We start from the raw sequence: 23,974 nt of genomic DNA, 5'->3' as shown, positions 1-23,974 counted from the left end.
GCGCCTTAGATCAAAGGCACTGGACGGCACTCGCGCAAATGACGCAAAACCTATTGGCCGGTCTGCTGGCGTTGCCAGCGTTGCAGGTTCTCGGCCACCAGTTGCTCGGGCAACGGGCCCGCAACCAGTGCCTTCATCTTGCGCGCCAGCTGCTCGCGCAGCGCCGGCTTGTTGCAGCCGGACTTGTGCGACAACGCCAGGTACAACCCTTCGCTGGAGACCGGCGGTTCGAGCACCTCAAGCGCCTGCTCCTTGCCCAGCGTGCGAGCCAGGGCCAGCCCGGGATAGTGCTCGAAGATCACATAGTCGCTGCGTTTGAGCAGCAGCTTCTGGAAAGCCTGGGTGACGCTGGGCACGGCCTCGAGGTTGAGCTGCGCCCGGGCGTAGTCGTCGAAGGCCTGGCCGTGGCTGTTGTTGACCAGCGTTCCGCCACGTCGCCCCTTGAGGTCGGACCAGTCGCTGTAGGCGAAGCCCTCGCCCTTGCGCACCCAGACCACACTGGAGTTGAACAGGAATGGCGGATTGACGAAATCCACCAGCAGTTCCCGCGCCTGGGTGTGGAAATACCCGGCAAGCATGTCGACGCGCCCGCTGCTCACCTCTTCCTGGGCCCTCGACCAAGGCCCGACATACACCACGTCCACCACCAGACCGAGCTCCTTGGCCACCTGCTTGAGCAGGTCGGCATTGGCGCCGATCAGGCGCTCGGGGTCCTGCGGGTCCCGCCAGAGGTAAGGGGGATACTCCGGATTGCCGGTGGCGGTGAGGTGCTGGCAGGCGTCAGCGGCGACGCTGATCTTGGGCACCATCGCCAGGGCGAACGACAACATCACAGACACGCCCAGACAACGTCCGTTCATTGCGTTCCTCGTACTATGGATTACGCCACTGACAACGTGGCCTTACACAGTGTGCACGAGAAATGGCCGAACGCCACGTGCGCTGTCGCGATCCGTGCTGCGGTACGTCGTCACGCCTGCTGCTGAACGTGCAGGGCTGCCTCAGCCGGCCGCCCGCGGCATCAGGTCGTAGGGGTGCTTCCAGCCTGGAACCGCCTGGATAAGCGCCTTCCAGGCTTCGATATGGCGGAACTCCTCCAGCGCCAACCCCGTGTCTTCAGGCATGTACACATATCCCGCCAGGGACAGGTCGGCAATGGTCAGCCGCCCACCCACCATGAACGGCGTGTTTGCCAGGTGCGCATCGACGATCTGGTAGGCCGCCTTGGCCCGCTCGCGCAAGAAGCGGGTGACATCCGACTCGCCCATGCTCTTCAGGCAATAGATGAAACGCAAGGCCGCGTAGTAGCTGGTGAACTTGTGGTTGTCGAACAGCATCCAGCGCCAGATCTCGCGCTTCTCATGATCGTCACGCGGGCCGAAGCGGCCGGTGCGCTCGGCCAGGTAGTCGAGGATCAGCGCCGACTGGGTGAGCTTCTCCCCGGCGTGCTCCAGCACGGGCACCTCGCCCTGTTCATTGACCGCATCACGCCAGTCCTGGCCACGGGTCTGGCCGTGGAAGAAATCGACGAACTCCGGCGCCCAGTCCTGGCCGGTGAGTTCCAGCATCAATGCGACCTTGTAGGCGTTGCCGGATTCGGCAAAGCAGTGGAGCGTGTATTCGGCCATGGGTATCAGCGTCCTTTGATTGTTGAACGTCTGTCAAACGAACAGATCCTAGACCCGCAACGACTGTGCGCGCTACTGTCGCTTGCCATTCAACGATATTCGCTTGCGCCTTTCCTTGATCCTGTCCTTTTCCACTGCCCATCATGGCGATTGTGGGGAGTGGAACTCCCGGCGACCCTTTGCGCTCTTAACATCATGCAGTAACTCCCTTGGGCATCACCTTTCCGGAGGACTCGCCATGCGCCATTTACTGCTCGTTCCCGCACTGCTTCTCCTGCTCCCCGCAGGTTTCGCCCTGGCCCGCGTCGATGCCGGGGATGTCGCCACCTCGGCGGGGATCTCCGCATCGCTGTACTCGACCTTCAAGGACGACAAACGGATCATTCCGGCCCGTGACGAACTGTCGGCCTTCGTCGCCAGTGGTGGTGCCATTCGCGGGGCTTACCTGGAGTCGGCGCTGGCCCATGTACGCCAGGCCAATCCCGGGCTGCAGGCCAGTGACGAGGAACTGGCCCGGGCGCTACTGTCGCAGGATGACGGTTTGGCGGATCACTGAGCGCAAGAAACCCGGGGCCGCCCATGCGGCCCCTGCCTGCTCAGCGCGCCCGGTTGGTCACCCCGAACGGGATGTGCACCGACGGCGCCACGGTGCTGGTGCTCTTCAAGTGCCCCGACTGGTCGTCGAAGAAGATGTGCGGCTTGAGCACCTGAAGCACCCGTCGCTTCTCGATGCCGCCGAGGAAGAACGCATCGTTGGCCATCACCCCCCAGCTTTTCAGGGTGTTGAGCGCTCGTTCATGGGAGGGCGCGTTGCGCGCCGTGACAATCGATACCCGCAGGCGGTTCTCGTAGCCCGGATGGGTCAGCTTGTGCTGTTCCTCGGCCGCCTGGATGCGGGCGATGCGCACGAAGAACTCCTTGAGCGGGCCAGGGTTGTGCGGCTGGGTGACGTTGATCACCTCATGGGCGTGAAAGCTGTCCAGCCCGCCTGACTGCATCACCGCCTCCGACTCGTCCCCGGCCAGCACGCCGTCGAAGTCAAAGGCGATGCGCAGGTTGTCGTCGCTTTCGTCGTCATCGAACTTCGAATCCAGCACCTGCCCTGCCGGATAACCGGCCTTGATCGCGGCATCGACGTGCTGCTTGTCAGCGGAGAGGAACAGGGCGATGTTCAGCGCCGGGATGTACTCGTACGGCGAGCGGCCCTGGGTGAAGATCGCCCGGGTCATGTTCAGGCCGTAATGGCCGATGGTCTTCATCACCCGCATGCCGGTGTCCGGGTCGTTCTGCGACAACAGCACCACCTCCACCAGCGGGTCCTCGGGATCGCCGCGCAGGTCGTTGAGGGCCAGCAGGCGCTTGATGAAGGGATAGGCAATGCCTTTTCCCAACGGCACGTCCAGGTGCTGCTCCTGGTATTTGCGGAACTGTGCCTCGCCCTCTCGACGGAACACCGCGTCCGATTCACTGAGGTCAAACACCGCACTGGAGGCGACACCGATGACCAGCCGATCATCCAGTTCGAAGGCCATGGGGCTTTCCTTGTATTGATAACGTTGTACGCGATGCCGCTCAGCCTTCGCTGCGGCCCTGCAGGCGCGAGGTCCAGTCTTCGACCTGATGTTGCTCCAGGCGCTTCTCCAGGGTCCGACGCCAGTTCGGCACCAGCGGCAGCACCAGGCACTCGCGCAAGAGGTCGGGTTCCAGGCGCTTGTCGAACAGCACCGCCGAAAGCCGCGCCACCGACCATTCGCCGTGCGGGCGCTCGACCAGTTGCAGGGCATCGCCGGCCTCGATCACGCCCTCCTCCAGCACCCGGTAGTACCAACCGGTTCGCCCGCTCTGTTGCACCCGCAACGCCATCTGCGCCACGTCGAAGCGGTCGTTGAGCTTCCAGCACGGCATGCGCCCCTGGGAGATTTCCAGTAACGCCGTGCCGACGCGGACCCGGTCGCCCAGGCAGACATCGCCCTCGCGCCAGCCGGTGCTGCTGAAGTTTTCGCCGAAGGCGCCGGGCCGGTCCAGCAAGGGATGCTCGCCCAGTTCGGCAGTCCAGTCGGGATAGTGATCGCGGGGGTAATGGTGGATGGCTTTCTCGACACCACCGTGTACCCGCAGATCACCCTGTTCGTCGCCGACGATACCGAGGAAGGTCACTGCCAGAGGCCCTTGGCGAGGCTGCTTGTCGATGGCACTGTGCGAACCCGGGCGGGTGAACGGCCGGGCGCAGCCGGTGAGCAGGCTGTCGAGGCGCGGGCTGGGCGAGGTCATGCGGCGGTCTCGTTGAAAGATCCGCCAGAGCTTACACCAGAGCGCCTGAGGGCCCAACCGCATTACCTGTGGGAGAAACTGTCTTGCTGAGTTTTTTCAGCTGCCGCGATCTCTGTAGGAGATCACACAGCCCTTCCGGGCTGCGCTGTCGCGAAGGGAACAGGGTTCCAGCGTGGGAGCGGGCTTGCCCCGCGATCACCGGCGGAGCCGGTGCCAAACGCCGCATCGCGGGGCAAGCCCGCTCCCACGCTGCCCCAGCTAAATCAATGTATTGTGTTTTGTTCCATGAGAGCGGCCTTGTGCCGCGAATGGGCCGCAAAGCGGCCCCGGCGATTTTTGCAACAACGCTGAAATCCCGGGGGCTGCTTCGCAGCCTTTTCCGGCCGGCCCGGCGCTCCGGCAAGGCCGCTCCTACACAGGTTGGCGTAGTACCTGTGGGAGCGGCTTTAGCCGCGAACACCGGCGAAGCCGGTGCCATCCACCGCGTCGCTTGCTTCGCGGCTAAAGCCGCTCCCACAGGGTCCGCATTGGCCAACCGTTACTTGCCCCGCGCCTTGTTGTAGATGGTCTTGGCGCGGTCGGCCGAGGCTTGGCACTTGGCCATGTCGCCTTTGTCCCGGGCGTCCTTGGCCTCCTTGAGCAGCTCGTGATAGTCATGGGCCATGCCGCCATGCAGTGCCTGGCCATCGGTCTTGCTGATGTACTCCAGATCATTGATCTTGGCATCGCAATTGGTCGCCGGACCATCCTCGGCTTGGGCGGCGAAACTCAGTACGCAGGTGATCGCTAGCAGTGTCATGGATTTCATGGCGTGTTCTCCTGGGAAATCGACGCAGAACAGAGCTTAGTCCGCCCGTGCATGCCCGACGGTGCTTCAGCCCAACGGTCGTGCAACCTCGCCGATCAGGAAGTCGATGAACACCCGCACCTTCAACGGCATGTACCGGGCTTGCGGATACACCAGCATGAACGGCCGCGACGTCCCGCCATGCCCGGCCAGCACCTCCACCAGTTCGCCACTGTCCAGCGCATCCTGCACGGTAAAGCGGTACGCCTGCATCAGGCCGCCCCCATGGCGCACCAGGGTCGTGGTGGCGAGGAAATCGCCCAGGCAAGTCAGCGCGCCCTGGGTCTCGAGCTCGACCAACAGCCCGTCACGGCGAAAGCTCCAGGGCGGACGCCTGCCGCTGCTGGGCAGCTCGAACTGGATGCACTCATGCCCGGCCAGGTCCTCCAGGGTCTGTGGCGTACCGGTCCGGGCCAGGTAGCCGGGGGTGGCGACCACCACCAGCTCGGCGTCCTCCAGGCGCCGGGCCACCAACCGCGAATCGGCGGGCGCGCGGCCACGGATCGCCAGGTCGAAGTGTTCCTCGGCGAAATCGACGTTGCGATTGCTGACATGCACATCCACCTGCACCCCTGGATAGCGCTGGCGAAAACGCGGCAGCAGTGGCAACAGGCGGTGATGGGCATAGGGCGTAGGTGCGCTGATGCGCAGGCGGCCAGCGGGCTCGAGCTGGCCACCGGTGACTTGCCGCTCGGCCTCGACCAACTGCCCCAGCGCCTGCCGACAGTGCTGGTAATAGGCCTGGCCGGCCTCGCTCAGGCGCATCTGCCGGGTGGTGCGCACGAACAGGCGCACGCCCAGACGCTCCTCCAGGCGCGCCACCGAGCGGCTCACCGCCGCGGGGGTGACCCCTGCCAGGGTGGCCGCCTCGGTAAAGCTGCCGGCATCGGCGGCAAGGCAGAACAACTCCAGGCTGCCCAGTTGCAGGTCATCGAAATGGCGGGTCATGGCGGGCTCTATTAATTACATGATGTATCGATTGAAATGCCCTGCGCCTCATTTTTCAAGCCGAGATTGCAACTTAAAGTGGCTCCACACCCGAGCAACGGCTCGCATCACCGGAGAGTTTCCCATGAGCAACGCAAGAACCGTCATCATCACCGGCGCCTCCAGCGGCCTGGGCTTCGCCCTGGCCCAGGCCTACCTCAAGCGTGGCGATAACGTGGTCGGCAACGCCCGCACCCAGGCTCGCCTGGACGAAGCCGCAGCGCGCCTGGGAAATCCGGCCGCCTTTATCGGCGTGGCGGGCGACATCGCCGAAAAAGCCACCGCCGAGCGGCTATTCGCCGCCGCCCAGGAAGCCTTTGGCCGGGTTGATATCCTGGTCAACAACGCCGGCATCTTCATTCCAAAGCCCGTGACCGACTACACCGAGGCCGACGTCGATGCGCTGGTCGGCACCAACCTCAAAGGTTTCTTCTACCCCGCCCAGGCAGCAGCCCGGGTCATGAAGGCCCAGGGCCACGGTCATATCGTCGCCATCACCGCCTCGGTGGCCCTGCAACCGGACACCCGCGTCCCGGCGCTGCTGCCGGTGCTGGTCAAGGGCGGGCTGAACCAGGCGGTCAAGGGCCTGGCCCTGGAGCTGGCAGCGAGCGGCGTGCAGGTCAACGCCGTGGCCCCAGGCATCATCGACACGCCGCTGCACAGCGGCCACACCGAAGGGCTCGGCGCACTGTCGCCAAGCGGTCGCACCGGCAAGCCAGAGGATGTGGTGGACGCCGTGCTGTACCTGACCGATGCCCGTTTCGTCAGCGGCGTCATCCTCCCCGTCGACGGTGGCAGCACCGCCGGTACCTGGCACTGAACCTGGAGCGACGCACATGCCTTATGTCCATATCCGCGTGACCGATGAAGGCGTCACGGCCGAACACAAGCGTCAACTGATCGAAGGCACCACCCGCCTGCTGGAAAAGGTCCTGAACAAGCCGCCGGCGAGCACTTTCGTGGTGATCGAGGAAGTGCCCACCGACAACTGGGGCGTCGGTGGCGAATCGGTGACCTCATTGAGAGCACGCGAACGGCGATAAAAGCAACCACCGGCCTGGAAAACTGGCCGGTTCGCATGCGCCTAGCGCAACAGCGTCTGGATCTGCTCGTGGAGCGTGTCGAGGTCGAAAGGCTTGGCCAGGATCGGCGCCTTGCGCGCGATCGGGCTGCCCGACTCGACGATCTCGGCCGGGTAGCCACTGATGAAGATCACCTTCAGGTCCGGGCGCAGCTTCACCGCAGGCTCGGCGATTTCCACCCCGGAAATCCCGCCTGGCAGGCGGAAATCGGTGACCATCAGGTCCAGGTGCGGCTTGCTCGCCAGGATCGCGAACGCCTCCTCGCCGTCCTCGGCCACCAGCACGTGGTAGCCCTCGCCGGCCAGGTAATCGCGCAGGATCATGCGGATCGCCGGTTCATCCTCGACCACCAGTACCACGTCTTGTGCATCTTCACTCATGACAACGCCTTCGCATTCAACAGGTTGGCCATCAGACCCCAGCACTACGCAGAGGTTGCGCGGGCCGGGTCACAATGTTGCGACTGTGCCGACAGCGGCAGATACACGGTGAAGGTCGAGCCGATGCCGGCCTGGCTGTCGACCTGGATCCGCCCGCCATGGGCCAGGACGATCTGCTCGGAGATGTACAGGCCCAGGCCCAGCCCGCCCGTGGCCTGCTGCGCGGCAACGCGCTCGAATTGCTGGAAGATCCGCTGCAGGTGTTGCGCATCGATACCGATGCCATGGTCCTGCACCTGCACGCAGGCCATCTCGCCCGCTTCGAACACCCGCACCTGGACCGGTTTGCGCTCACCATAGCGCAAGGCATTGGACAACAGGTTGGCCACCACTTGTTCAATGCGGAACTCGTCCCAGTCGCCCTGCAAGGGGTCGCAGCGCTGCAGTTCGAGCGGCGTGTCCACGGCGCCGGCCTGGGTGGCGAAGTTCTCCACCAGGCCCCGCACCAGTTGCCCAAGGTCGAAGGTCCGCGGGCGGATCGACAGCTTGCCGGTACGGATCCGCGATACATCGAGCATGTCCTCGACCAGGCGGATCAGGCTGTTGATCTGGCGCTCGTCGCGCTCGACCATGGCCTTGAGCTTGTCCTCGCTGAACGCCGCCAGGTTGCCGCGGGACAGGTGCAGGCGGCGCAGCTGGGTTTCCAGGATCAGCCCGTTGAGCGGCGTGCGCACCTCATGGGAGACAATCGACATGAAGTCGTCACGCATGCGCACCGCGTGCTCCAGCTCGCCCCGCGCCACCTGCAACTGGGCCAGCAGCAGCTCTTGCTCCTGGCGGCTCTGCTCCAGGGCCTGCAACTGTCGGTCGAGGGCCTTGCGCTGGCGGAACAGATCGACGAACACCGACACCTTGCTCTTCACCGCCAGGGTTTCCAGCGGCTTGTGCAGGAAGTCCACGGCGCCGCTCTCGTAGCCCTTGAAGGCGTAGTTCATTTCGCGCCCGGCGGCGCTGACGAAGACGATGGGGATGCTGCGGGTCTTTTCCGTGCCGCGCATCAGCTCGGCCAGCTCGAAGCCGTTCATGCCCGGCATCTGTACGTCGAGAATGGCCAGGGCGAACTCGTGCTCGAGCAGCAGCGACAACGCCTGCTCGGCGGACTGCGCCTGGTGCACCTCGCGGTCCTCGCCCTGGATCAGGGCGTCGAGGGCCAGCAGGTTCTCCGGCAGGTCGTCGACGATCAGCAGTTTCGCGGTAATGTGGCTTAGCATGCGCTGGGTTCCAGGGTAGCGAGCAACTGCCCGATACCGCCAAGGGAAAGAATATGGTCAGGGTCGTGCAGGGCCAGGGCGGCCTCCGGCATCAACGCCACCTGTGCGTCGCGGGGGTCCTGGACAACCGTCCGGCCACCGCGTTGTCTGATGCGCAACAGCCCCCGGGCGCCGTCTTCGTTGGCGCCGGTGAGCAGCACGCCGAGCAGGCCCGGGCCATAGGCATCGGCGGCCGACTCGAAGAGAAAATCGATTGCCGGGCGCGAGAAATGCACCGGCGCTTCCTGGCTGAGCGAGAAGCTGAGGTCGCGCTCGACCGACAAGTGATAGCCCGGCCCCGCCACGTAGATCAGCCCAGGCTCGATCCGCGCCTTGTCGAAGGCTTCGCGCACCGGCCGGCGCAGGCGCCGCTGCAGCACCTCGGCGAGCTGGCTGTGGCGGTCGTCCGGCAGGTGCAGCAGGCACAACACCGGGATGGCGAAGTCCGCCGGTAGCGCGCCAAGCACGCTGAACAGCGCCGTGACGCCGCCCGCCGAGGCGCCGATGACGATCGCGCGCACGCCGTTCATGTCTTGCGGTAGATCCGCTCGGGCCGCACCAGCGGCTCGAAGCCTTCGCTGTAGGCCGAGAAGTCCACCGACTCCTTGCTGCCCAGCACCAGGAAGCCGCGGTGGCACAGCGACTCGTGGAACAGGCCCAGGGCGCGGTCCTGCAGGTCCTTGTTGAAGTAGATCAGCACGTTGCGGCACGACACCAGCTGGGTCTCGGAGAACACGCTGTCGGTGGCCAGGCTGTGGTCGGCGAAGGTCACGTTGTCGCGCAGGCTTGAGTCCATGATGGCGTTGCCGTAGGCGGCGGTGTAGTACTCGGAGAAATCCCGCCGGCCACCGGCCTTGCGGTAGTTCTCCTCGTACTCGCGCATGCTCTGCATCGAGTAGATACCCTGCTTGGCGCGCTCCAGCGAATGCGGGTTGATGTCGGTGGCGTAGAGGATGGTGCGCTCCAGCAGGCCTTCCTCGCGCAGCAGGATGGCCATGGAGTATACCTCCTCGCCGGTGCTGCAGCCGGCGATCCAGAGCTTCAGCGACGGCCAGGTGCGCAGCAGCGGCACCACTTCGTTGCGCAGCGCAAGGAAATGCCCGGGGTCGCGGAACATCTCGCTGACCGGGATCGTCAGGTACTGCAGCAACTCGAGGAACATGCCCGGGTCGTGCAGCACCCGCTCCTGCAGCGCCGACACCGTGCGGCAGTCGAACTGGCGCACGGCGTGGAGGATCCGGCGCTTGATCGAGGCGCCGGAGTAATCGCGAAAATCGTAGCTGTACTTGAGGTAGATCGCCTCGATCAGCAGCCGGATCTCGATATCGGTGTTGCGTTCACTGGTCAAGATTTCAGATTCGCTCCAATTGCGGCAGCCAGACCCGGATCAGCGAGAACAGGCGGTCCAGGTCGATCGGTTTGGCCAGGTAGTCGTTGGCCCCGGCCTGCAGGCAGCGCTGCTGGTCATCCTTCATCGCCTTGGCGGTCACGGCGATGATCGGCAGCTTGCGCCAGCGCGGCTGCTGACGGATCAGGCGGGTGGCCTCGTAGCCGTCCATCTCCGGCATCATCACGTCCATCAGCACCAGGTCGATGTCATCGTTGGCCTCCAGGCACTCGATGGCTTCGCGCCCGTTGCGGCCGATCTCGACGATGGCGCCCTTGTGCTCCAGGGCGCTGGTCAGGGCAAAGATGTTGCGCACATCGTCGTCCACCAGCAGGACCTTGCGCCCCTCGAACACCTTGTCGCGGCTGCGCGCGGTCTTGAGCATGCGCTGGCGTTCGTTGGACAGCTGCGACTCGACCTTGTGCAGGAACAGCGTGACTTCGTCGAGCAGGCGCTCGGGCGAACGCGCGCCCTTGATGATGATCGAGCGCGAATACTTGAGCAGGTCGGCCTCTTCCTCGCGGGTGAGGTTGCGCCCGGTGTAGACGATCACTGGCGGGAAGCTGCGGATGTCCTCGGCGGTCATGCGCTTGAGCAGCTCGTTGCCGAGCATGTCGGGCAGCTTGAGGTCGATGATCATGCAGTCGTAGATGTTCTCGCGCAGCAGCGCCAGGGCGTCCTGGGCCATGGCCACGGCGGTGATCTGGATATCGTCGTCACCGATCAGGCGGGCGATGCTCTCGCGCTGCAGGTCATCGTCCTCCACCAGCAGGATGTGCTTGAGCTTCTGCGTGAGCTTGGCCTCCAGGCGGCCGAACACCGCCTTGAGCTCCTCGCGGCTGGTGGGTTTGACCGCGTAGCCCACCGCGCCCATGTGCATGGCCGCCTCGACGCGATCTTCCACCGAAATGATGTGCACCGGGATGTGCCGGGTGCCGGCCTGCTCTTTCAGGCGCTGCAGCACGGTGAGCCCGGAATGGTCGGGCAGGCGCATGTCCAGCAGGATGGCGTCGGGCAGGTACTGGGCGGCCAGCTCGAAGCCTTCGTCGGCGGCATGGGCGACCAGGCAGCTGTAGCCCAGCTCGTGGGCCAGGTCGAAGAGGATGCGGGCGAAGTTCGGCTCGTCCTCGATCACCAGGATGCAGCGGTTGGCGAACGGCGCCTGGGCGCGGTCGTCGGCAAAGGCCGGGGCCGGGCGCTCGGTGCGCACCGGCGCCGGTACCGGCGGCGCCGGCGGCAGTTCGTCGACCGCCGGGCGCAGGCTGTGCACCTCTACCTGCTGCGCCGACGGCTCGAAGTGCTCGGGCAGGATCAGGCTGAACACGCTACCCTGCCCCGGGCTGCTGTCAACATTGATCTGCCCGCCCAGCAGGTGCGCCAGGTCGCGGGAAATCGACAGGCCCAGACCGGTGCCGCCGTAGCGGCGGTTACTGGTGCCGTCGACCTGGTGGAAGGCGCCGAAGATCGCCTGCTGCTGGTCGGCGGCAATGCCGATACCGGTGTCGCGCACGGCAAAGACGATGCCCAGGCCGGCCTGGTGGCTGATGCCCAGGCTGACCTGGCCGCGCTCGGTGAACTTGATGGCGTTGGACAGCAGGTTCTTGAGGATCTGCTCCAGGCGCTGGCGGTCGGTGAACAGGCTCGCCGGCAACGGCTGCTCGAGTTTCACCTCGAAGGCCAGGCCCTTGTCCTGGGCCAGCGGCTGGAACATGCCCCGCAGCCCTTCGACCAGGCGCTCCAGCGGCGTGCTCTCGGCGCGCACCTCCAGCTTGCCGGCCTCGACCTTGGCGATGTCGAGGATATCGTTGATCAGGTTCAGCAGGTCGTTGCCGGCCGAGTAGATCGACTCGGCGAACTTGACCTGCTCCTCGCTGAGGTTGCCTTCGGCGTTCTCGGACAAGAGCTTGGCCAGGATCAGCGAGCTGTTGAGCGGCGTGCGCAGCTCATGGGACATGTTGGCGAGGAACTCGGACTTGTACTTGCTCGAACGCTGCAGGTCGTCGGCGCGGGCCTGCAGCTCGACCTGGGCCTGGTTCAGCTCGCTGTTCTTGCGATCCAGGGCCTCGGTGCGCTCGGCCAGCTGTTCGTTGGTCTGCTCCAGTTCCGCCTGCTGGGTCTCCAGGTGGGCCTGGGACTCCTTGAGCACCCGCGATTGCTCCTCGAGCTCTTCGTTGGCGGTCTTGAGCTCTTCCTGCTGCACCTGCAGCTCTTCGTTGAGCTGCTGGGTCTCGGCCAGTACTTCCTGCAGGCGCTGGCGGTAGCGTGCGCTCTCGATGGAGATGCCCAGGTTCTCGGTGATCCGCTCCAGCAGTTCGACGTCGCGCTCCTGCAGCGTGCGCAGGAAGCCCAGCTCCAGTACGCCGTTGACCCGCCCGTCGTCCTGGGACGGCACCAGCACGCCGCTGCGTGGCAGGCCGCGCCCCAGGCCAGAGCTCAGGCGGTAGTAATCCTCGGGCAGTTCGTCCAGGCGCAGCAGGCGCCTCTGGATCACCGCTTCGCCCAACAGGCCGGCATGATCGCCCAGACGCGGCTCGCTGCCCTGCTGCTCGGCGTCCAGCCCATAGGTGGCGACCCGCACCAGCTGGCCATGCTCGTCGCGCACGTACAACGCGCCGACCACGCTGCCCAGATAGCCGGCGAAGAAACGCAGGATATTGTCGCCGAGCATGGGCAAGGTCAGCTGCCCCAGCACCTGCTCGGCCAGCTGGGTCTGCCCGGCCCGCAGCCAGGCCTGTTGCTCCAGGCGCTCGGCGGCGCGCTGCTGGGCCTCCAGGTTCGACACATAGCTGGCCGATAGCGCCAGCAGGTCGCGGCGCCCCAGGTAGGCAAGCAAGGCACTCAGGGCGACGATGAACAGCACGAAGGCCGAGATCGCGGTCATGGTGACCGTGCTGACCGTCTCGTTGCGGGTCGTACGCAGTTGCTGCTCGGTGTTGATGAAGGTGTCGAACTCCTTGCGGATCTCGTCGGTCAGGCGCTTGCCGCGGCCACGGCCGATCGACGCCTGCACGTCGCCCTGGCTGCGGCGCTGGCTGATCATCTCGCTGCCGAAGGTATTCCACTCGCGCTGCAAGGCCGCGATGCGGTCAATGCGGTCGACCTGCTGGGGGTTGTCCGCGACCATTTCCTTCAAACTGTCCAGGCTGCCGAAAATACGCGGCTTGGCGACCTCATAGGGGTCGAGGAAACGCTCCTCGCCAGTCAGCAGGTAGCCGCGCATGCCGGTTTCCATGTCGATCGACAGCTTGATCGTCTCGTTGGCATTGCCGATCACCCGGTCGGTGTGCTCGACCCACTGCATGGCCGAGAGCAGGTAGTTGATCACCGCGACAAACGCCACGGCGCCCAGGAGCCCTACGCCCAGGGGCAGGCCGACGTTGCGGCTCAGCAGTTTGCGAAAGCTGCGTTGGTCCATCGAGGCTGCTTGAATCATCTGAAAGTGCCCGAGTGAAAAAAGTCCATTGAACAGACTGGCGTCTACATCGTGTAAGGGTTGCCCTGCGCCAGACCGACCGGGGGAATACAGCGAGTCTAACCAGCTTTGGCGGATCTGGCAGGGCATTTAGCCAGTATTTGAAGCCTGTCTGCGGCAATCGTTCCATCTATTTGCCGGTGCCGTTAAGCTTGGGAACTTCTGCCACCGCCTTGCGCACAGAGTAGAGACAATCCACCGAAACAGGATCCGCACAATGCACCTTCTGGTAGTCGAAGACGACGACATCGTACGCATGCTGATAGTCGAAGTGCTCGGCGAACTGGGCTACACCACTATCGAGGCCGACAGCGCCGGCGCGGCCCTGAAGATCATCGAGGATCCCGAGCAGTCCCTGGCACTGTTGATGACCGACGTCGGCCTGCCCGACCTGCGCGGCGAGGAACTGGCCGCCAAGGCCCGCGAGGCCCGGCCACTGCTGCCGGTGCTGTTCGCCAGCGGCTATGCCGAGAGTTTCACCGTGCCCGAGGGCATGCACCTGATCGGCAAGCCGTTCAGCATCGATCAACTGCGCGATAAGGTGCTGGAGATTCTCGGCGCGCCGTCCATGCCTGGCCTGTAGGAGCGGCCTTGTGCCGCGAAAGGGCTGCGAAGCAGCCCCGGCAATTGATGCATCAACGCAGAAGCCCCTTTCGCGGCACAAGGCCGCTCCTACAGGCGCCCAGCGAAAGGCACAGGCTGAAATAATTTGAACGTCTTGCGCTTTTAAGCTTCCAACGTTCGAGGTATGCCTCTTTCGCCGGAAAGCCACCATGAAGATGCCCTGCCGCGCACCCTGCGTCCTGCTGGAACTGGACTTTGTCCGCGACACCCTGTTCGGTCGGGTGGCCCAGCGCGCCGAGTGCCAGGTGCAGTTGGCGGCCCTCAGTCTGCAAGGCCGCCCGGCACTGCGCCTGCATATCGAGCCGCCGCTGCCGGGCAAGGTCGAGAAAGCCCACAGCGTCGCCTTCGCCTGGGAAGGACGCAACTATCGCGGCGTGGTCCGCGAGCATGTCAAATGCGGTGACGGTGGCATCAACCTGCTGCTTGAACTTTTATGACCTCAGGCGCTGACCTTGCGCACGGTGGCCGGGGCCTTGCGCTGCGCCTTGACCCTTGCCACCAGGCCCAGCAGGTCATGACAGCTGTTGAGCTCGGCGATCGGCACGCCGGTCACAGTCAGGCAGTCGTCCAGGCTCTGTCCCTGGCCCAGGCGAATGGTGAGGTGTTCGCCGTCCGGGCAGCTCACCTCGCAGCGGTCAGGCAGGCAGGCCTGTTCGATCATCTGCCGCATCTCAAGCATTGAAACGCCAATCAACGACATGGTACGACCCTCTCTGTACTGGATGGCCTGTTGGGTTTGGTACGCCCTCGACTGGCAGGCTGCCAATTGATATTGCCCATGCCCGGGTGCAGGTCCATTCGCCCAGGCAATGACAACGTCGAAGTGCCTCTAGCACCTTAGTGGAAGAAACCGCTGGCATGGCAACGTTCGCTCGCCAGCGCCATGTTGGCGACGGATGGTCAACGCCTACAGGCGTGCCAGTTCCTCGCGACAGAACTCGACGAACAATTGCGCCGGCTTGGTCAGCTGCACACGTTTCAGGTGCGCCGCCGCCAGGCCCGACAGCGCTACAGGCTCGGTGATGTCGAGGGTCACCAGGCGCTGTCCGTCGTAGGTGAATTCGGAATGCGGCCGGGTCACCAGCAGCGAGAAACCGAAACCCTGGCCCACCATGCCCCGGACCATCTCTATCGACGGCGAGCTGAAGACGATGTTCGGCGTCAGCCCCAGCTCGTTGAACAGGCTGACGAAGTAGGTGCGGCTAGGCGCCACGTCAAGCAGGATCATCGGTTCCGGGCACAGGTCGCGCAGCGACACCTGGGTTTGGCCGGCGAAACGGTGCTTTTCCGGCAGCAGCACATAGGGTTTCTGCGCCGGCATCAACGGCTCGGTCTCTATGGTGCCGTCCAGGTCATGGTCGTAGAGGAACGCCAGGTCGAAGGTGCCCGCCGTCAGGCCCTGGATCAGGTCCTGCTGTTCGCCGTCGCGAAGGCGGATGTCCACCCCGGGATAACGCTGGCGAAAACCGGCGATCAGTCGCGGCAGGTACAAAGGCGCCACGGTCTCGAAACAACCGATGTCGATCTGCCCGGCCACCGTGTCGTTGTCGGCCAGGGCGTTCTGCTCGAACTCATGGGCCATCTGCAGCAGGGCCCGGGTCTTGGCATAGAAGCGCTTGCCGCTGGGCGTCAGCGACACGCCCTGGGCGTGATGGCGGATGAACAGCTGCACACCGAAGCTCTCTTCCAGGCTCTTGATCGCGGTGGAGATAGACGGCTGGGCGATATACAGCTGGCGCGAGGCCTCGGCGACGCTGCCGGCCTCCACCGTGGTGACGAAGTACTTGAGTTGGCGCAAGGTGTAGGAAGCCACGCTGACCTCTCTGGCGCCGGGAGCGGCGCACGGAATTTTTCTGTCAGCTTACCTCGGCTTGGCACCTGTGGGCCGATCGCACAGGCAAGGATTTACCTTGGGGTTGAGCACAATTTTCCGTTGCGCCGCCCAACCGACCCAGCTCGTCAGACGGCCTGCAGCGGAATGTCCCCACCGGCGCCCTTGCCGTCGCGCCGCTCGCTCATCCAGTCATTGACCTTCTGCCCGAACTCGGCCGGAGCCTTGCGCCCGAAGCGCCGCGCCAGGTCGAGGATGGTTTGCTGGGCCAGCGCCTCCTCCATGCGTTTCTGCGCCCCCAGCATCACCGCATGGATCGCGCAGGTGCCTTCGGTGGCCCAGACCGGCGCGGCGCCCTCGAACACCGCGCAACGCTCGCGGATCTCCCGGCAGTCGAAGAGCTTCTTCGGCCCGTCGATGGCCGTGACGATATCCAGCACGGTGATCTCGTCGGAAGGCCGCGCCAGACGGAATCCGCCGCGCACGCCTTCGGTCGCCGCCACCAATCCGGCGCGGGCCAGCTTGGTGAAGACCTTGGCCAGGTATTCCTGGGGCACGCCCTGCAACTCGGCCAGGTCGCGCACGCTGGATTCGCGGCTGTCGCCGCGCTCGTCCACCAGGAACAGCAGGCAATGGATGCCGTATTCGACGCCGGCGCTGTAAAGGGACATATCAATCTCCGACTAATTCTGTCGCAAATAGTACGCCCATAATCGGTGGCAGGCAAAGCCGGTCGTCGCCGTGCAAGCATATCAACATCCCCGCAGAAGCCAATAAACACGCTGGATACAGCCGATACACCTGCGTTTGCGAAAGGACGACCCGAAAAATAACACTTGCCGATTTAAACTACGATCAATACAGTCGTAGTTATTCGACGGGCCGTGAACGCCTCATCGAAGACCTTTTTCCTGTCCTTGCGGAGCATCCACATGACCTCTCGTATCCTGATCATCGGTGCCGGCTTTGCCGGTGTCTGGAGCGCCCTGAGCGCCGCCCGCCTGCTCGACCAGGCACAACGCGGCGACGTGCGCATCAGCGTGCTGGCCCCGCAGCCGCAACTGCGCATCCGTCCACGCTTCTACGAGGCCGACGTCCACACGCTGCAGGCACCGCTGGAGGCGCTGTTCGACGTGGTGGGCGTGGAGTTCATCCCTGGCACCGCCGACAGCATCGACAGCGCCGCCCGCCAGGTCGGCTACCGCGATGCCGATGGCCTGCCGCAGCAGCTCGCCTACGACCGCCTGATCCTCGCCGCCGGCAGCCAGGTGGCCCGCCCTGCCGTACCGGGCCTGGCCGAGCACAGCTTCGATGTCGACCAGATGGAGTCGGCCGTGCGCCTGGAACAGCACCTGCACGGCCTGGCCAGCCTGCCCGCCTCGCCGGCGCGCAACACCGTGGTGGTCTGCGGCGGCGGCTTCACCGGCATCGAGACCGCCACCGAGATGCCGCCGCGCCTGCGCGCCATCCTCGGTGAAGGCCATGCCCGCGTGGTGCTGATCGACCGTGGCGCCAGCGTCGGTGCCGCCCTCGGCGCCGGGATCACCCCGGCCATCGTCGCCGCCAGCGAGCAGGCGGGCGTCGAATGGCTGACCGGCACCTCGGTGGTGGCGGTGGATGCCGGCGGCGTGACCCTGGACAACGGCGAGTACATCGCCAGCAAGACCGTGATCTGGACCGCCGGCGTCAAGGCCAGCCCGTTGACCGCGCAGGTCGCCGGCGAGCGTGACGGCTTCGGTCGCCTGCGGGTCGACGACCACCTCAAGGTGATCGGCCAATCGCACATTTATGCCACCGGCGATGTGGCCTGGGCCGCGGTGGACGAGCTGGGCAACCACGCCCTGATGACCTGCCAGCACGCCATCCCCATGGGTCGCCACAGCGGCAACAACGCCATGGCCGACCTGCTGGGCCAGACGCCGATAGCGTACCGCCAGCCCAAGTACGTCACCTGCCTGGACCTGGGCGACTGGGGCGCCGCGTACAGCGAAGGCTGGACCCGCGAACTGAAGCTGCAGGGCCAGGAAGGCAAGGACCTCAAGCGCCAGATCAACTCGGTCTGGATCTACCCGCCGGCCGCCGACCGCGCCCTGGCCCTGGCGGCGGCCGACCCGCTGATTCCGATCGTCGAGTGAACGAAAACAACAGGCCCGTCACGGAAGTGACGGGCCTGTTTGTATGCGTCATTACATTGAACGACTGGTCAATAATAGTGGCGTTATGTCATCATTCAGAAAAAACAACATGAACCGTGAGGATATAACCCCCTTCGCAGTGCATCGAGAGCCTTTCCAGCCGAGCCCGGTCAGTCCGCGCTCTTGACGCCTGCCAGCCACCGTCAAGGAGCGTCGCATGCAGTTACGGAACATGAAGATCGGTATTCGGGCAGCAGGAATGTTCACCCTGCTCGGGATCCTGGTCCTGGCCCTGGGCCTGGTCGCCCTCTACGAAACCCGGCGGATGGACAGCGCCACCGACGAAATCCGTCTCACCTGGATGCCCGCCGTGCTCGCCCTGGGCGAGGTCAGCAGCAACCTGGGCCGGGCCCGCGCCCTGACCCTGCGCAGTGTCCTTGAGGACAGCAGCAGCGCCCGCCATGCCACGCTGGACAAGATCGTCCAGGTCAACCAACAGCTCGAAAACGACCTCAAGGCCTACGAGCGCACCATCTTCGCCGCGGACGACCGCGCCCTGTTCGACACCTTCATGGGCCTGAGCGAACGCTATCACGCACTGCAGCAAGCCATTCGCAGCGCCGCCGGCGATGACCGACTGGACGAGGCCCGACGTCTGGTCAACGGCCCGCTGGCCGAGTACGCCGACAGCATGATGAAGGCCCTGGCCGAACTGATCGACTACAACACCAAGGGCGCCGAGCAAGCCTCGCTGCGCAGCAGCGCGGCCTCCGACGAAGCCTTCAGCCTGATCATCGCCGCCATTGCCGTGATCACCCTGGCGCTGATCGGCATCGCCACCCTCCTCACCCGCAGTATCGTCGTGCCCCTGGCCGACGCCGTTGCCGTGGCCGAGCGGGTCGCCACCGGCGACCTGACCCGCGAAATCGTCGTGCTCGGCCGCGACGAACCGGCCTTGCTGCTGGCCGCCCTGAGCCGCATGCAGCATAGCCTGCGCGACACCCTGCGCAGGATTGCCGCGTCTTCCGACCAGTTGGCCTCGGCCTCCGAGGAGCTGCACACCGTCACCGAGGACACCAGCCGCGGCCTGCACCAGCAGAGCGCCGAGATCGACCAGGCCGCCACGGCGGTCAACCAGATGACCGCCGCCGTCGAAGAGGTAGCGAGCAACGCCGTGAGCACCGCCGACGCCTCCCAGGGCGCCGACCGCACTACCCGCGACGGTCGCGACCAGGTCAACCAGGCGCTGGCCTCGATCCAGCACCTGGTCGATGACGTGACCGGCACCTCCGGGGAAATCGAGCAGCTGGCCAGCCACGCCAACGAGATCAGCCAGGTCTTGGACGTCATCGGCTCGATCGCCGGGCAGACCAACCTGCTGGCCCTCAACGCCGCCATCGAGGCCGCCCGCGCCGGTGAGGCCGGCCGCGGCTTCGCGGTGGTCGCCGACGAGGTCCGTGCCCTGGCCCACCGCACCCAGCAGTCCACCGCGGAGATCGAGCAGATGATCGGCGGCATCCAGTCCGGCACCGAGCGTGCGGTCAGCGCCATGCACAGCAGCCAGGGCCGTGCCAACGGCACCCTGGCCGTGGCGCAGTCGGCCGGCCAGGCCCTGGAGCTGATTGCCGAGGCGATCGCCACCATCAACCAGCGCAACCTGGTAATCGCCACCGCCTCCGAACAGCAGGCCCAGGTGGCCCGGGAGGTGGACCGCAACCTGGTGAACATCCGCGACCTGGCGATGCAGACCTCGGCCGGCGCCAACCAGACCAGCGCGGCGGCCCAGGACCTGTCACGCCTGGCGGTGGAGCTGAACGGGATGGTGGCGCAGTTCAAAGTCTGAGCAAGCGCATTACATTGCCGCTCAACCGGGCTACCAGCGGATGACGCCGTCCGCTGGGAGCCCGCCTACGCCGGGACAGGTACCGGCAAATAGGAAAATCCGCCGCAATACGTGCGACCTGGCGACTATCTCCCCGCAGCCCCCGGAATCATGCTCCTGACGTTTGCATTCTGACGTCAAGGAACATCCATGCTGTTGAGAAACATGAAGATCGGTAAACGGGCGACCAGCCTGTTCACGCTGCTGGCCGGCCTGGTCCTGGCCATGGGCCTGGTGGCCTTGTACGAAACCCGGCAGATGAACGATGCCACCAACGAGATCCGCCGCAACTGGCTGCCGGCCGTGATCGCCCTCAACGAGATCGGCGGCACCCTGGCCCAGGAACGCGCCGCCACGCTGCGCGCGGCGCTGGAGGAAGACACCGACGAAAACGCCAGCGTCAACCTGCTCAACAGTATCGAGGAAGCGATCCAGCAGGACCTCAAGGATTACGAGAAGACCATCTCCGACCCCCAGGACCGCGGCCTGTTCAATGCCTTCCTGGTGGCGCGCCAGCAATACACCCAGCAACAGCAACAGGTGCTGGCGAACATCGGCGCCGGGCGCATGGCCGAAGCCAGACGCCTGATCAATGGCCCGCTGATCCAGCGCGCCGACCGTATGATGGACGCCATGGCAACACTGGTGGCCTTCAACTACAAAGGCGCGGAAACGGCCTCGCACCGCAGCGACACGGTCAGCGACCAGGCGTATGCGGTGATCATCACGGCACTGGTGCTGATCGTCCTGGCACTGATCGCCATCGCCACCCTGTTCACCCGCAGCGTCGTCGCGCCGCTGGCCGACGCCGTCATGGTGGCCGAGCGCATCGCCACCGGCGACCTGACCCGCGAGATCACGGTAGTCGGCCACGACGAGCCGGCATTGCTGCTGCACGCCCTGCGCCGCATGCAGCAGAGCCTGCGCGACACCATCGGCAAGATCGCCGCGTCCTCCGACCGCCTGGCCTCGGCCTCCGAAGAGCTGCACAGCGTCACCGAGGACACCAGCCGCGGCCTGCAGCAGCAAAGCACCGAAATCGACCAGGCCGCCACTGCGGTCAACCAGATGACCAGCGCCGTCGAGGAAGTGGCGAGCAACGCGGTGAGCACCGCCGAGGCCTCCCAAGGCGCGGACCAGACCACCCGGGACGGCCGTGACCAGGTCAACCAGGCGCTGGCTTCGATCCAGCATCTGGTCGACGATGTCACCGGTACCGCCGGGGAGATCGAACAGCTGGCCAGCAGCGCCAACGAGATTACCCGGGTGCTGGATGTGATCGGCTCGATCGCCGGGCAGACCAACCTGCTGGCCCTCAACGCCGCCATCGAGGCCGCCCGTGCCGGCGAAGCCGGGCGTGGCTTCGCCGTGGTCGCCGACGAGGTGCGGGCGCTGGCCCATCGCACCCAGCAGTCCACCGCCGAGATCGAACAGATGATCGGCGGCATCCAGGTCGGCACCGAGCGCGCGGTCAGCGCCATGCACAGCAGCCAGGGCCGTGCCAGCGGCACCCTGGAGGTGGCGCAATCGGCCGGCCAGGCCCTGGAACTGATTGCCCGGACCATCGCCTCGATCAACCAGCGCAACCTGGTGATCGCCAGCGCTTCGGAACAACAGGCCCAGGTGGCGCGGGAAGTGGACCGCAACCTGATGAACATCCGCGACTTGTCGATGCAGACCACGACCGGGGCCAACCAGACCAGCGCATCGGCCCAGGACCTGTCGCACCTGGCGCTGGAACTCAATGGGCTGGTGGCGCAGTTCAAGGTCTGATTCGGGTCGCCCTGCGCTCCATCGCCGGCAAGCCCGCTCCCACGTGATTCTTCCAGAGATGCATACCGTGGGCGCGGGCTTGCCCCGCGATGGCGCCCCCCCAGACGACACAAAACCCCTCGCCAAGCGCCGCGTCTCGGTGCACCCTGATGCTCTCACGCACAAGGACCCGCAAAGCACATGGCGAAATGGCTCGACGGCGGCGGCCTCATGGCCGAACGCATCCGCAACCACGACTGGTCGTCGACCACCCTGGGCCCCCTTGCCAGCTGGCCCGATGTGCTCAAGACCACGGTTGCCCTGTGCCTGGCCTCGCGCTTTCCCCAGGCCGTGCTGTGGGGCGACGCGCTGATCACCCTGCACAACGACGCCTTCAGCGAAATCCTCGGCAACAAACCCTCTGCCCTGGGCCGCCCCTTCAGCGCGGTCTGGCAGGAAGCCTGGAGCGATATCCGCCACCTGGCCCAGCGCGCCCTCGACGGCGAAGCCGTATACATCGAAGATTTCCCGCTGATGATCGAGCGCCACGGCAGCCCGGAGCGCGCCTACTTCACCTTCTGCTACAGCCCCATCCGCGACCACGACGGGCAGGTGGTGGGGATGATCGACACGGTTACCGAGACCACCGCCAGCGTGGTGGCCAACCAGCGCCTGAACTTTCTCGACAGTTTGAGCCGGGCGGCGGCCAACGCCATCGATCCTGAACGGGTCATGGCCACCACCACGCGCCTGCTGGGCGAGCACCTGCACCTGTCGAGCTGCGCCTATGCGGTCATGGACCCTGACGAGGACGGTTTCACCATCTGCGGCGACTGGGTCGCGCCAGGTTCGCCGCGCCTGCTTGGCCAGTACCGCCTTGCCGACTTCGGCGATCTGGCCGTCAGCCGCCTGCGCGCCGGACTGGCGCTGGTGATCGAGGACAACCTTGCGCAACTGTCACCCCATGAATCGGCGACCTTCCAGGCCATCGGCATTACCGCCACCATCTGCATGCCCTTGATCAAGGAAGGCCGCCTGACGGCGCTGATGGCCATCCATGACAAGGCGCCCAGGACGTGGACCCGCTACGAGAGGGCCTTGATCGGTGAGGCCACGGAGCGCTGCTGGGCACATATCCAGCGGGTCCAGGCCAATGCCGAGGTGCGCGAGGCGTTGACGGCGCTGGAGGCCCTCAACGCCACCCTCGAGCAACGCGTGGAGGAGCGCACCAGCCAGTTGCTGCACACCGAGGCCGTGCTGCGCCAGGCGCAGAAGCTCGAGGCCATCGGCCAATTGACCGGCGGCGTGGCACACGATTTCAACAACCTGCTGACCATCATCCGCTCCTCCATCCACTTCCTGCAGCGGGCGGACCTCGACGAGACTCGGCGCAGCCGCTACTTCAAGACCGTCTCCGACACCGTCGACCGCGGCGCCAAGCTCACCGGACAACTGCTCGCCTTCGCTCGGCGCCAGGCCCTCAGCCCGCAGGTGTTCGAGGCCGGTCCCAGGCTCGAAGCCATGGCCGAGATGCTCGACACCGCCACCGGCGCCCGCATCCAGGTCGGCCTGGAACTGCCCGACACGCCCTGCCACGTGCACGCCGACCTCGGCCAGCTGGAAACCGCGGTGATCAACCTGATGATCAATGGCCGCGACGCCATGGACGGCATCGCGGGCACGCTGCGTCTGCGCCTGGAGGCCAATCAGCGACTGCCGGCGTTGCGTGGACAGGCGGCGCAGGACGGGCCGTTCGCGGCGATCTCGGTCATCGACAGTGGCGTTGGCATCGCCCCGCACCTGCTGGAGCGCATCTTCGATCCGTTCTTCACCACCAAGGCCGCCGGCCAGGGTACCGGGCTTGGCCTGTCGCAGGTGTTCGGCTTCGTCAAGCAATCCGGTGGCGATGTGCAGGTGCTCAGCGTGCCAGGCCAGGGCACCACCTTCACCCTGTATCTGCCCCAGGTGCCGCAGGCCGATGGCGAAACACCTGACGTGACGGTGCCGCTGGTCCTGCCCGGCGAGCGCAAGCGCATCCTGGTGGTGGAGGACAATCCGGATGTCGGCAGCTTCACCGCGCAGATCCTGCGTGACCATGGCTACCAGATCAGCTGGGCGACCTCGGCCGAGGATGCCCTGGCCCAGATCGCGGCGGCCCGCGGCGGATTCGACGCAGTGTTCTCCGATGTGGTGATGCCGGGCATGGGCGGTCTCGCCCTGGCCAGGGAACTGCGGCGCAGCCAACCGCAACTGCCGGTGATTCTCACCTCCGGCTACAGCGAAGCGATCGCCGAAGGTGGCCACCAGGGCTTCGCGTTCCTGGCCAAGCCCTATTCGGCCGAACAGGTGTGCCAGATGCTGGGGGATGTACTGGCTAGTCGGTGAG

General features: G+C 65.5%; 23 protein-coding genes. 9 read left to right on the top strand and 14 right to left on the bottom strand.

What is annotated here, in order from left to right; all coding sequences use genetic code 11:
- Positions 1-50: 50 nt before the first annotated feature.
- A complete protein-coding gene (locus AC0MAZ_RS15650) occupies positions 51-860 on the bottom strand; it encodes a substrate-binding periplasmic protein (RefSeq protein ID WP_254464020.1) in 810 nt (269 codons plus the stop codon).
- 141 nt (positions 861-1,001) lie between these two features.
- The gene (locus AC0MAZ_RS15645) at positions 1,002-1,628 is read right to left on the bottom strand and encodes a glutathione S-transferase family protein (protein WP_475858435.1); all 627 of its coding nucleotides are present in this window, start codon (positions 1,626-1,628) and stop codon (positions 1,002-1,004) included.
- Positions 1,629-1,866: 238 nt separating this feature from the next.
- On the opposite strand from AC0MAZ_RS15645, the gene AC0MAZ_RS15640 reads away from it, so the two are divergent.
- The gene (locus tag AC0MAZ_RS15640) at positions 1,867-2,184 is read left to right on the top strand and encodes a DUF2388 domain-containing protein (protein WP_232855179.1); all 318 of its coding nucleotides are present in this window, start codon (positions 1,867-1,869) and stop codon (positions 2,182-2,184) included.
- Positions 2,185-2,224: 40 nt separating this feature from the next.
- Here AC0MAZ_RS15640 and AC0MAZ_RS15635 read toward each other — a convergent pair whose 3' ends face one another.
- The 4 genes from AC0MAZ_RS15635 to AC0MAZ_RS15620 all read right to left on the bottom strand — a co-directional run bounded on the left by AC0MAZ_RS15635 (position 2,225) and on the right by AC0MAZ_RS15620 (position 5,694).
- Positions 2,225-3,160 carry a 5'-nucleotidase gene (locus tag AC0MAZ_RS15635; protein ID WP_475858433.1) on the bottom strand — a complete coding sequence of 312 codons (936 nt, stop codon included), beginning with the start codon at positions 3,158-3,160 and terminating at the stop codon, positions 2,225-2,227.
- Between the two features lie 40 nt (positions 3,161-3,200).
- On the bottom strand, positions 3,201-3,899 hold the full coding sequence (locus tag AC0MAZ_RS15630; RefSeq protein ID WP_475858432.1) for an MOSC domain-containing protein: 699 nt from the start codon (positions 3,897-3,899) through the stop codon (positions 3,201-3,203).
- A 538-nt stretch (positions 3,900-4,437) separates the two neighbouring features.
- Positions 4,438-4,707: a hypothetical protein gene (locus AC0MAZ_RS15625; protein ID WP_234561005.1), complete on the bottom strand. Its 270-nt coding sequence runs from the start codon at positions 4,705-4,707 to the stop codon at positions 4,438-4,440.
- 66 nt (positions 4,708-4,773) lie between these two features.
- On the bottom strand, positions 4,774-5,694 hold the full coding sequence (locus AC0MAZ_RS15620; RefSeq protein ID WP_475858431.1) for a LysR family transcriptional regulator: 921 nt from the start codon (positions 5,692-5,694) through the stop codon (positions 4,774-4,776).
- Between the two features lie 124 nt (positions 5,695-5,818).
- On the opposite strand from AC0MAZ_RS15620, the gene AC0MAZ_RS15615 reads away from it, so the two are divergent.
- Both AC0MAZ_RS15615 and AC0MAZ_RS15610 read left to right on the top strand, forming a co-directional pair.
- On the top strand, positions 5,819-6,553 hold the full coding sequence (locus AC0MAZ_RS15615) for an SDR family NAD(P)-dependent oxidoreductase (protein WP_203646780.1): 735 nt from the start codon (positions 5,819-5,821) through the stop codon (positions 6,551-6,553).
- 16 nt (positions 6,554-6,569) lie between these two features.
- On the top strand, positions 6,570-6,776 hold the full coding sequence (locus AC0MAZ_RS15610) for a tautomerase family protein (RefSeq protein WP_203646781.1): 207 nt from the start codon (positions 6,570-6,572) through the stop codon (positions 6,774-6,776).
- Positions 6,777-6,817: 41 nt separating this feature from the next.
- Here AC0MAZ_RS15610 and AC0MAZ_RS15605 read toward each other — a convergent pair whose 3' ends face one another.
- The 5 genes from AC0MAZ_RS15605 to AC0MAZ_RS15585 are packed head-to-tail and all read right to left on the bottom strand — an operon-like array spanning position 6,818 to position 13,325.
- Positions 6,818-7,195 (bottom strand): response regulator, encoded by a 378-nt coding sequence (locus AC0MAZ_RS15605; RefSeq protein ID WP_203646783.1) that lies wholly within the window; start codon positions 7,193-7,195, stop codon positions 6,818-6,820.
- 44 nt (positions 7,196-7,239) lie between these two features.
- Positions 7,240-8,466, bottom strand: coding sequence for a hybrid sensor histidine kinase/response regulator (locus tag AC0MAZ_RS15600; protein WP_232855188.1), 1,227 nt, complete (start codon positions 8,464-8,466; stop codon positions 7,240-7,242).
- A complete protein-coding gene (locus AC0MAZ_RS15595; protein ID WP_475858429.1) occupies positions 8,460-9,035 on the bottom strand; it encodes a chemotaxis protein CheB in 576 nt (191 codons plus the stop codon). The genes AC0MAZ_RS15600 and AC0MAZ_RS15595 overlap by 7 nt, the downstream gene beginning before the upstream one ends.
- A complete protein-coding gene (locus AC0MAZ_RS15590; RefSeq protein WP_050705979.1) occupies positions 9,032-9,853 on the bottom strand; it encodes a CheR family methyltransferase in 822 nt (273 codons plus the stop codon). The genes AC0MAZ_RS15595 and AC0MAZ_RS15590 overlap by 4 nt, the downstream gene beginning before the upstream one ends.
- A 4-nt stretch (positions 9,854-9,857) precedes the next feature.
- A complete protein-coding gene (locus AC0MAZ_RS15585) occupies positions 9,858-13,325 on the bottom strand; it encodes a response regulator (protein WP_267812377.1) in 3,468 nt (1,155 codons plus the stop codon).
- Between the two features lie 256 nt (positions 13,326-13,581).
- Between AC0MAZ_RS15585 and AC0MAZ_RS15580 the strand changes: the two genes are divergently transcribed.
- On the top strand, positions 13,582-13,947 hold the full coding sequence (locus tag AC0MAZ_RS15580) for a response regulator (RefSeq protein ID WP_203646789.1): 366 nt from the start codon (positions 13,582-13,584) through the stop codon (positions 13,945-13,947).
- A 190-nt stretch (positions 13,948-14,137) separates the two neighbouring features.
- A complete protein-coding gene (locus AC0MAZ_RS15575) occupies positions 14,138-14,425 on the top strand; it encodes a hypothetical protein (protein ID WP_186714385.1) in 288 nt (95 codons plus the stop codon).
- A 2-nt stretch (positions 14,426-14,427) separates the two neighbouring features.
- Here AC0MAZ_RS15575 and AC0MAZ_RS15570 read toward each other — a convergent pair whose 3' ends face one another.
- The 3 genes from AC0MAZ_RS15570 to AC0MAZ_RS15560 form a co-directional block, all read right to left on the bottom strand.
- Positions 14,428-14,688: a DUF1652 domain-containing protein gene (locus tag AC0MAZ_RS15570; protein ID WP_203646791.1), complete on the bottom strand. Its 261-nt coding sequence runs from the start codon at positions 14,686-14,688 to the stop codon at positions 14,428-14,430.
- Between the two features lie 207 nt (positions 14,689-14,895).
- The gene (locus tag AC0MAZ_RS15565) at positions 14,896-15,801 is read right to left on the bottom strand and encodes a LysR family transcriptional regulator (protein ID WP_203646793.1); all 906 of its coding nucleotides are present in this window, start codon (positions 15,799-15,801) and stop codon (positions 14,896-14,898) included.
- A 146-nt stretch (positions 15,802-15,947) separates the two neighbouring features.
- On the bottom strand, positions 15,948-16,490 hold the full coding sequence (locus tag AC0MAZ_RS15560) for an RrF2 family transcriptional regulator (RefSeq protein WP_475858426.1): 543 nt from the start codon (positions 16,488-16,490) through the stop codon (positions 15,948-15,950).
- Positions 16,491-16,751: 261 nt separating this feature from the next.
- Here AC0MAZ_RS15560 and AC0MAZ_RS15555 point away from each other — a divergent pair, with 261 nt between their 5' ends.
- The 4 genes from AC0MAZ_RS15555 to AC0MAZ_RS15540 all read left to right on the top strand — a co-directional run bounded on the left by AC0MAZ_RS15555 (position 16,752) and on the right by AC0MAZ_RS15540 (position 23,973).
- Positions 16,752-17,954, top strand: coding sequence for an NAD(P)/FAD-dependent oxidoreductase (locus AC0MAZ_RS15555; RefSeq protein WP_475858425.1), 1,203 nt, complete (start codon positions 16,752-16,754; stop codon positions 17,952-17,954).
- A 217-nt stretch (positions 17,955-18,171) separates the two neighbouring features.
- The gene (locus AC0MAZ_RS15550) at positions 18,172-19,797 is read left to right on the top strand and encodes a methyl-accepting chemotaxis protein (protein WP_203646797.1); all 1,626 of its coding nucleotides are present in this window, start codon (positions 18,172-18,174) and stop codon (positions 19,795-19,797) included.
- A 189-nt stretch (positions 19,798-19,986) separates the two neighbouring features.
- The gene (locus AC0MAZ_RS15545; RefSeq protein WP_234561011.1) at positions 19,987-21,609 is read left to right on the top strand and encodes a methyl-accepting chemotaxis protein; all 1,623 of its coding nucleotides are present in this window, start codon (positions 19,987-19,989) and stop codon (positions 21,607-21,609) included.
- Positions 21,610-21,789: 180 nt separating this feature from the next.
- The gene (locus AC0MAZ_RS15540) at positions 21,790-23,973 is read left to right on the top strand and encodes a response regulator (protein WP_232855200.1); all 2,184 of its coding nucleotides are present in this window, start codon (positions 21,790-21,792) and stop codon (positions 23,971-23,973) included.
- The last annotated feature ends 1 nt before the right edge of the window (position 23,974 follow it).

Source organism: Pseudomonas sp. A (genome assembly GCF_056270345.1).
The sequence above is the reverse complement of the archived record's forward strand: the minus strand, read 5'-3'. Positions and strand labels throughout refer to the sequence as shown.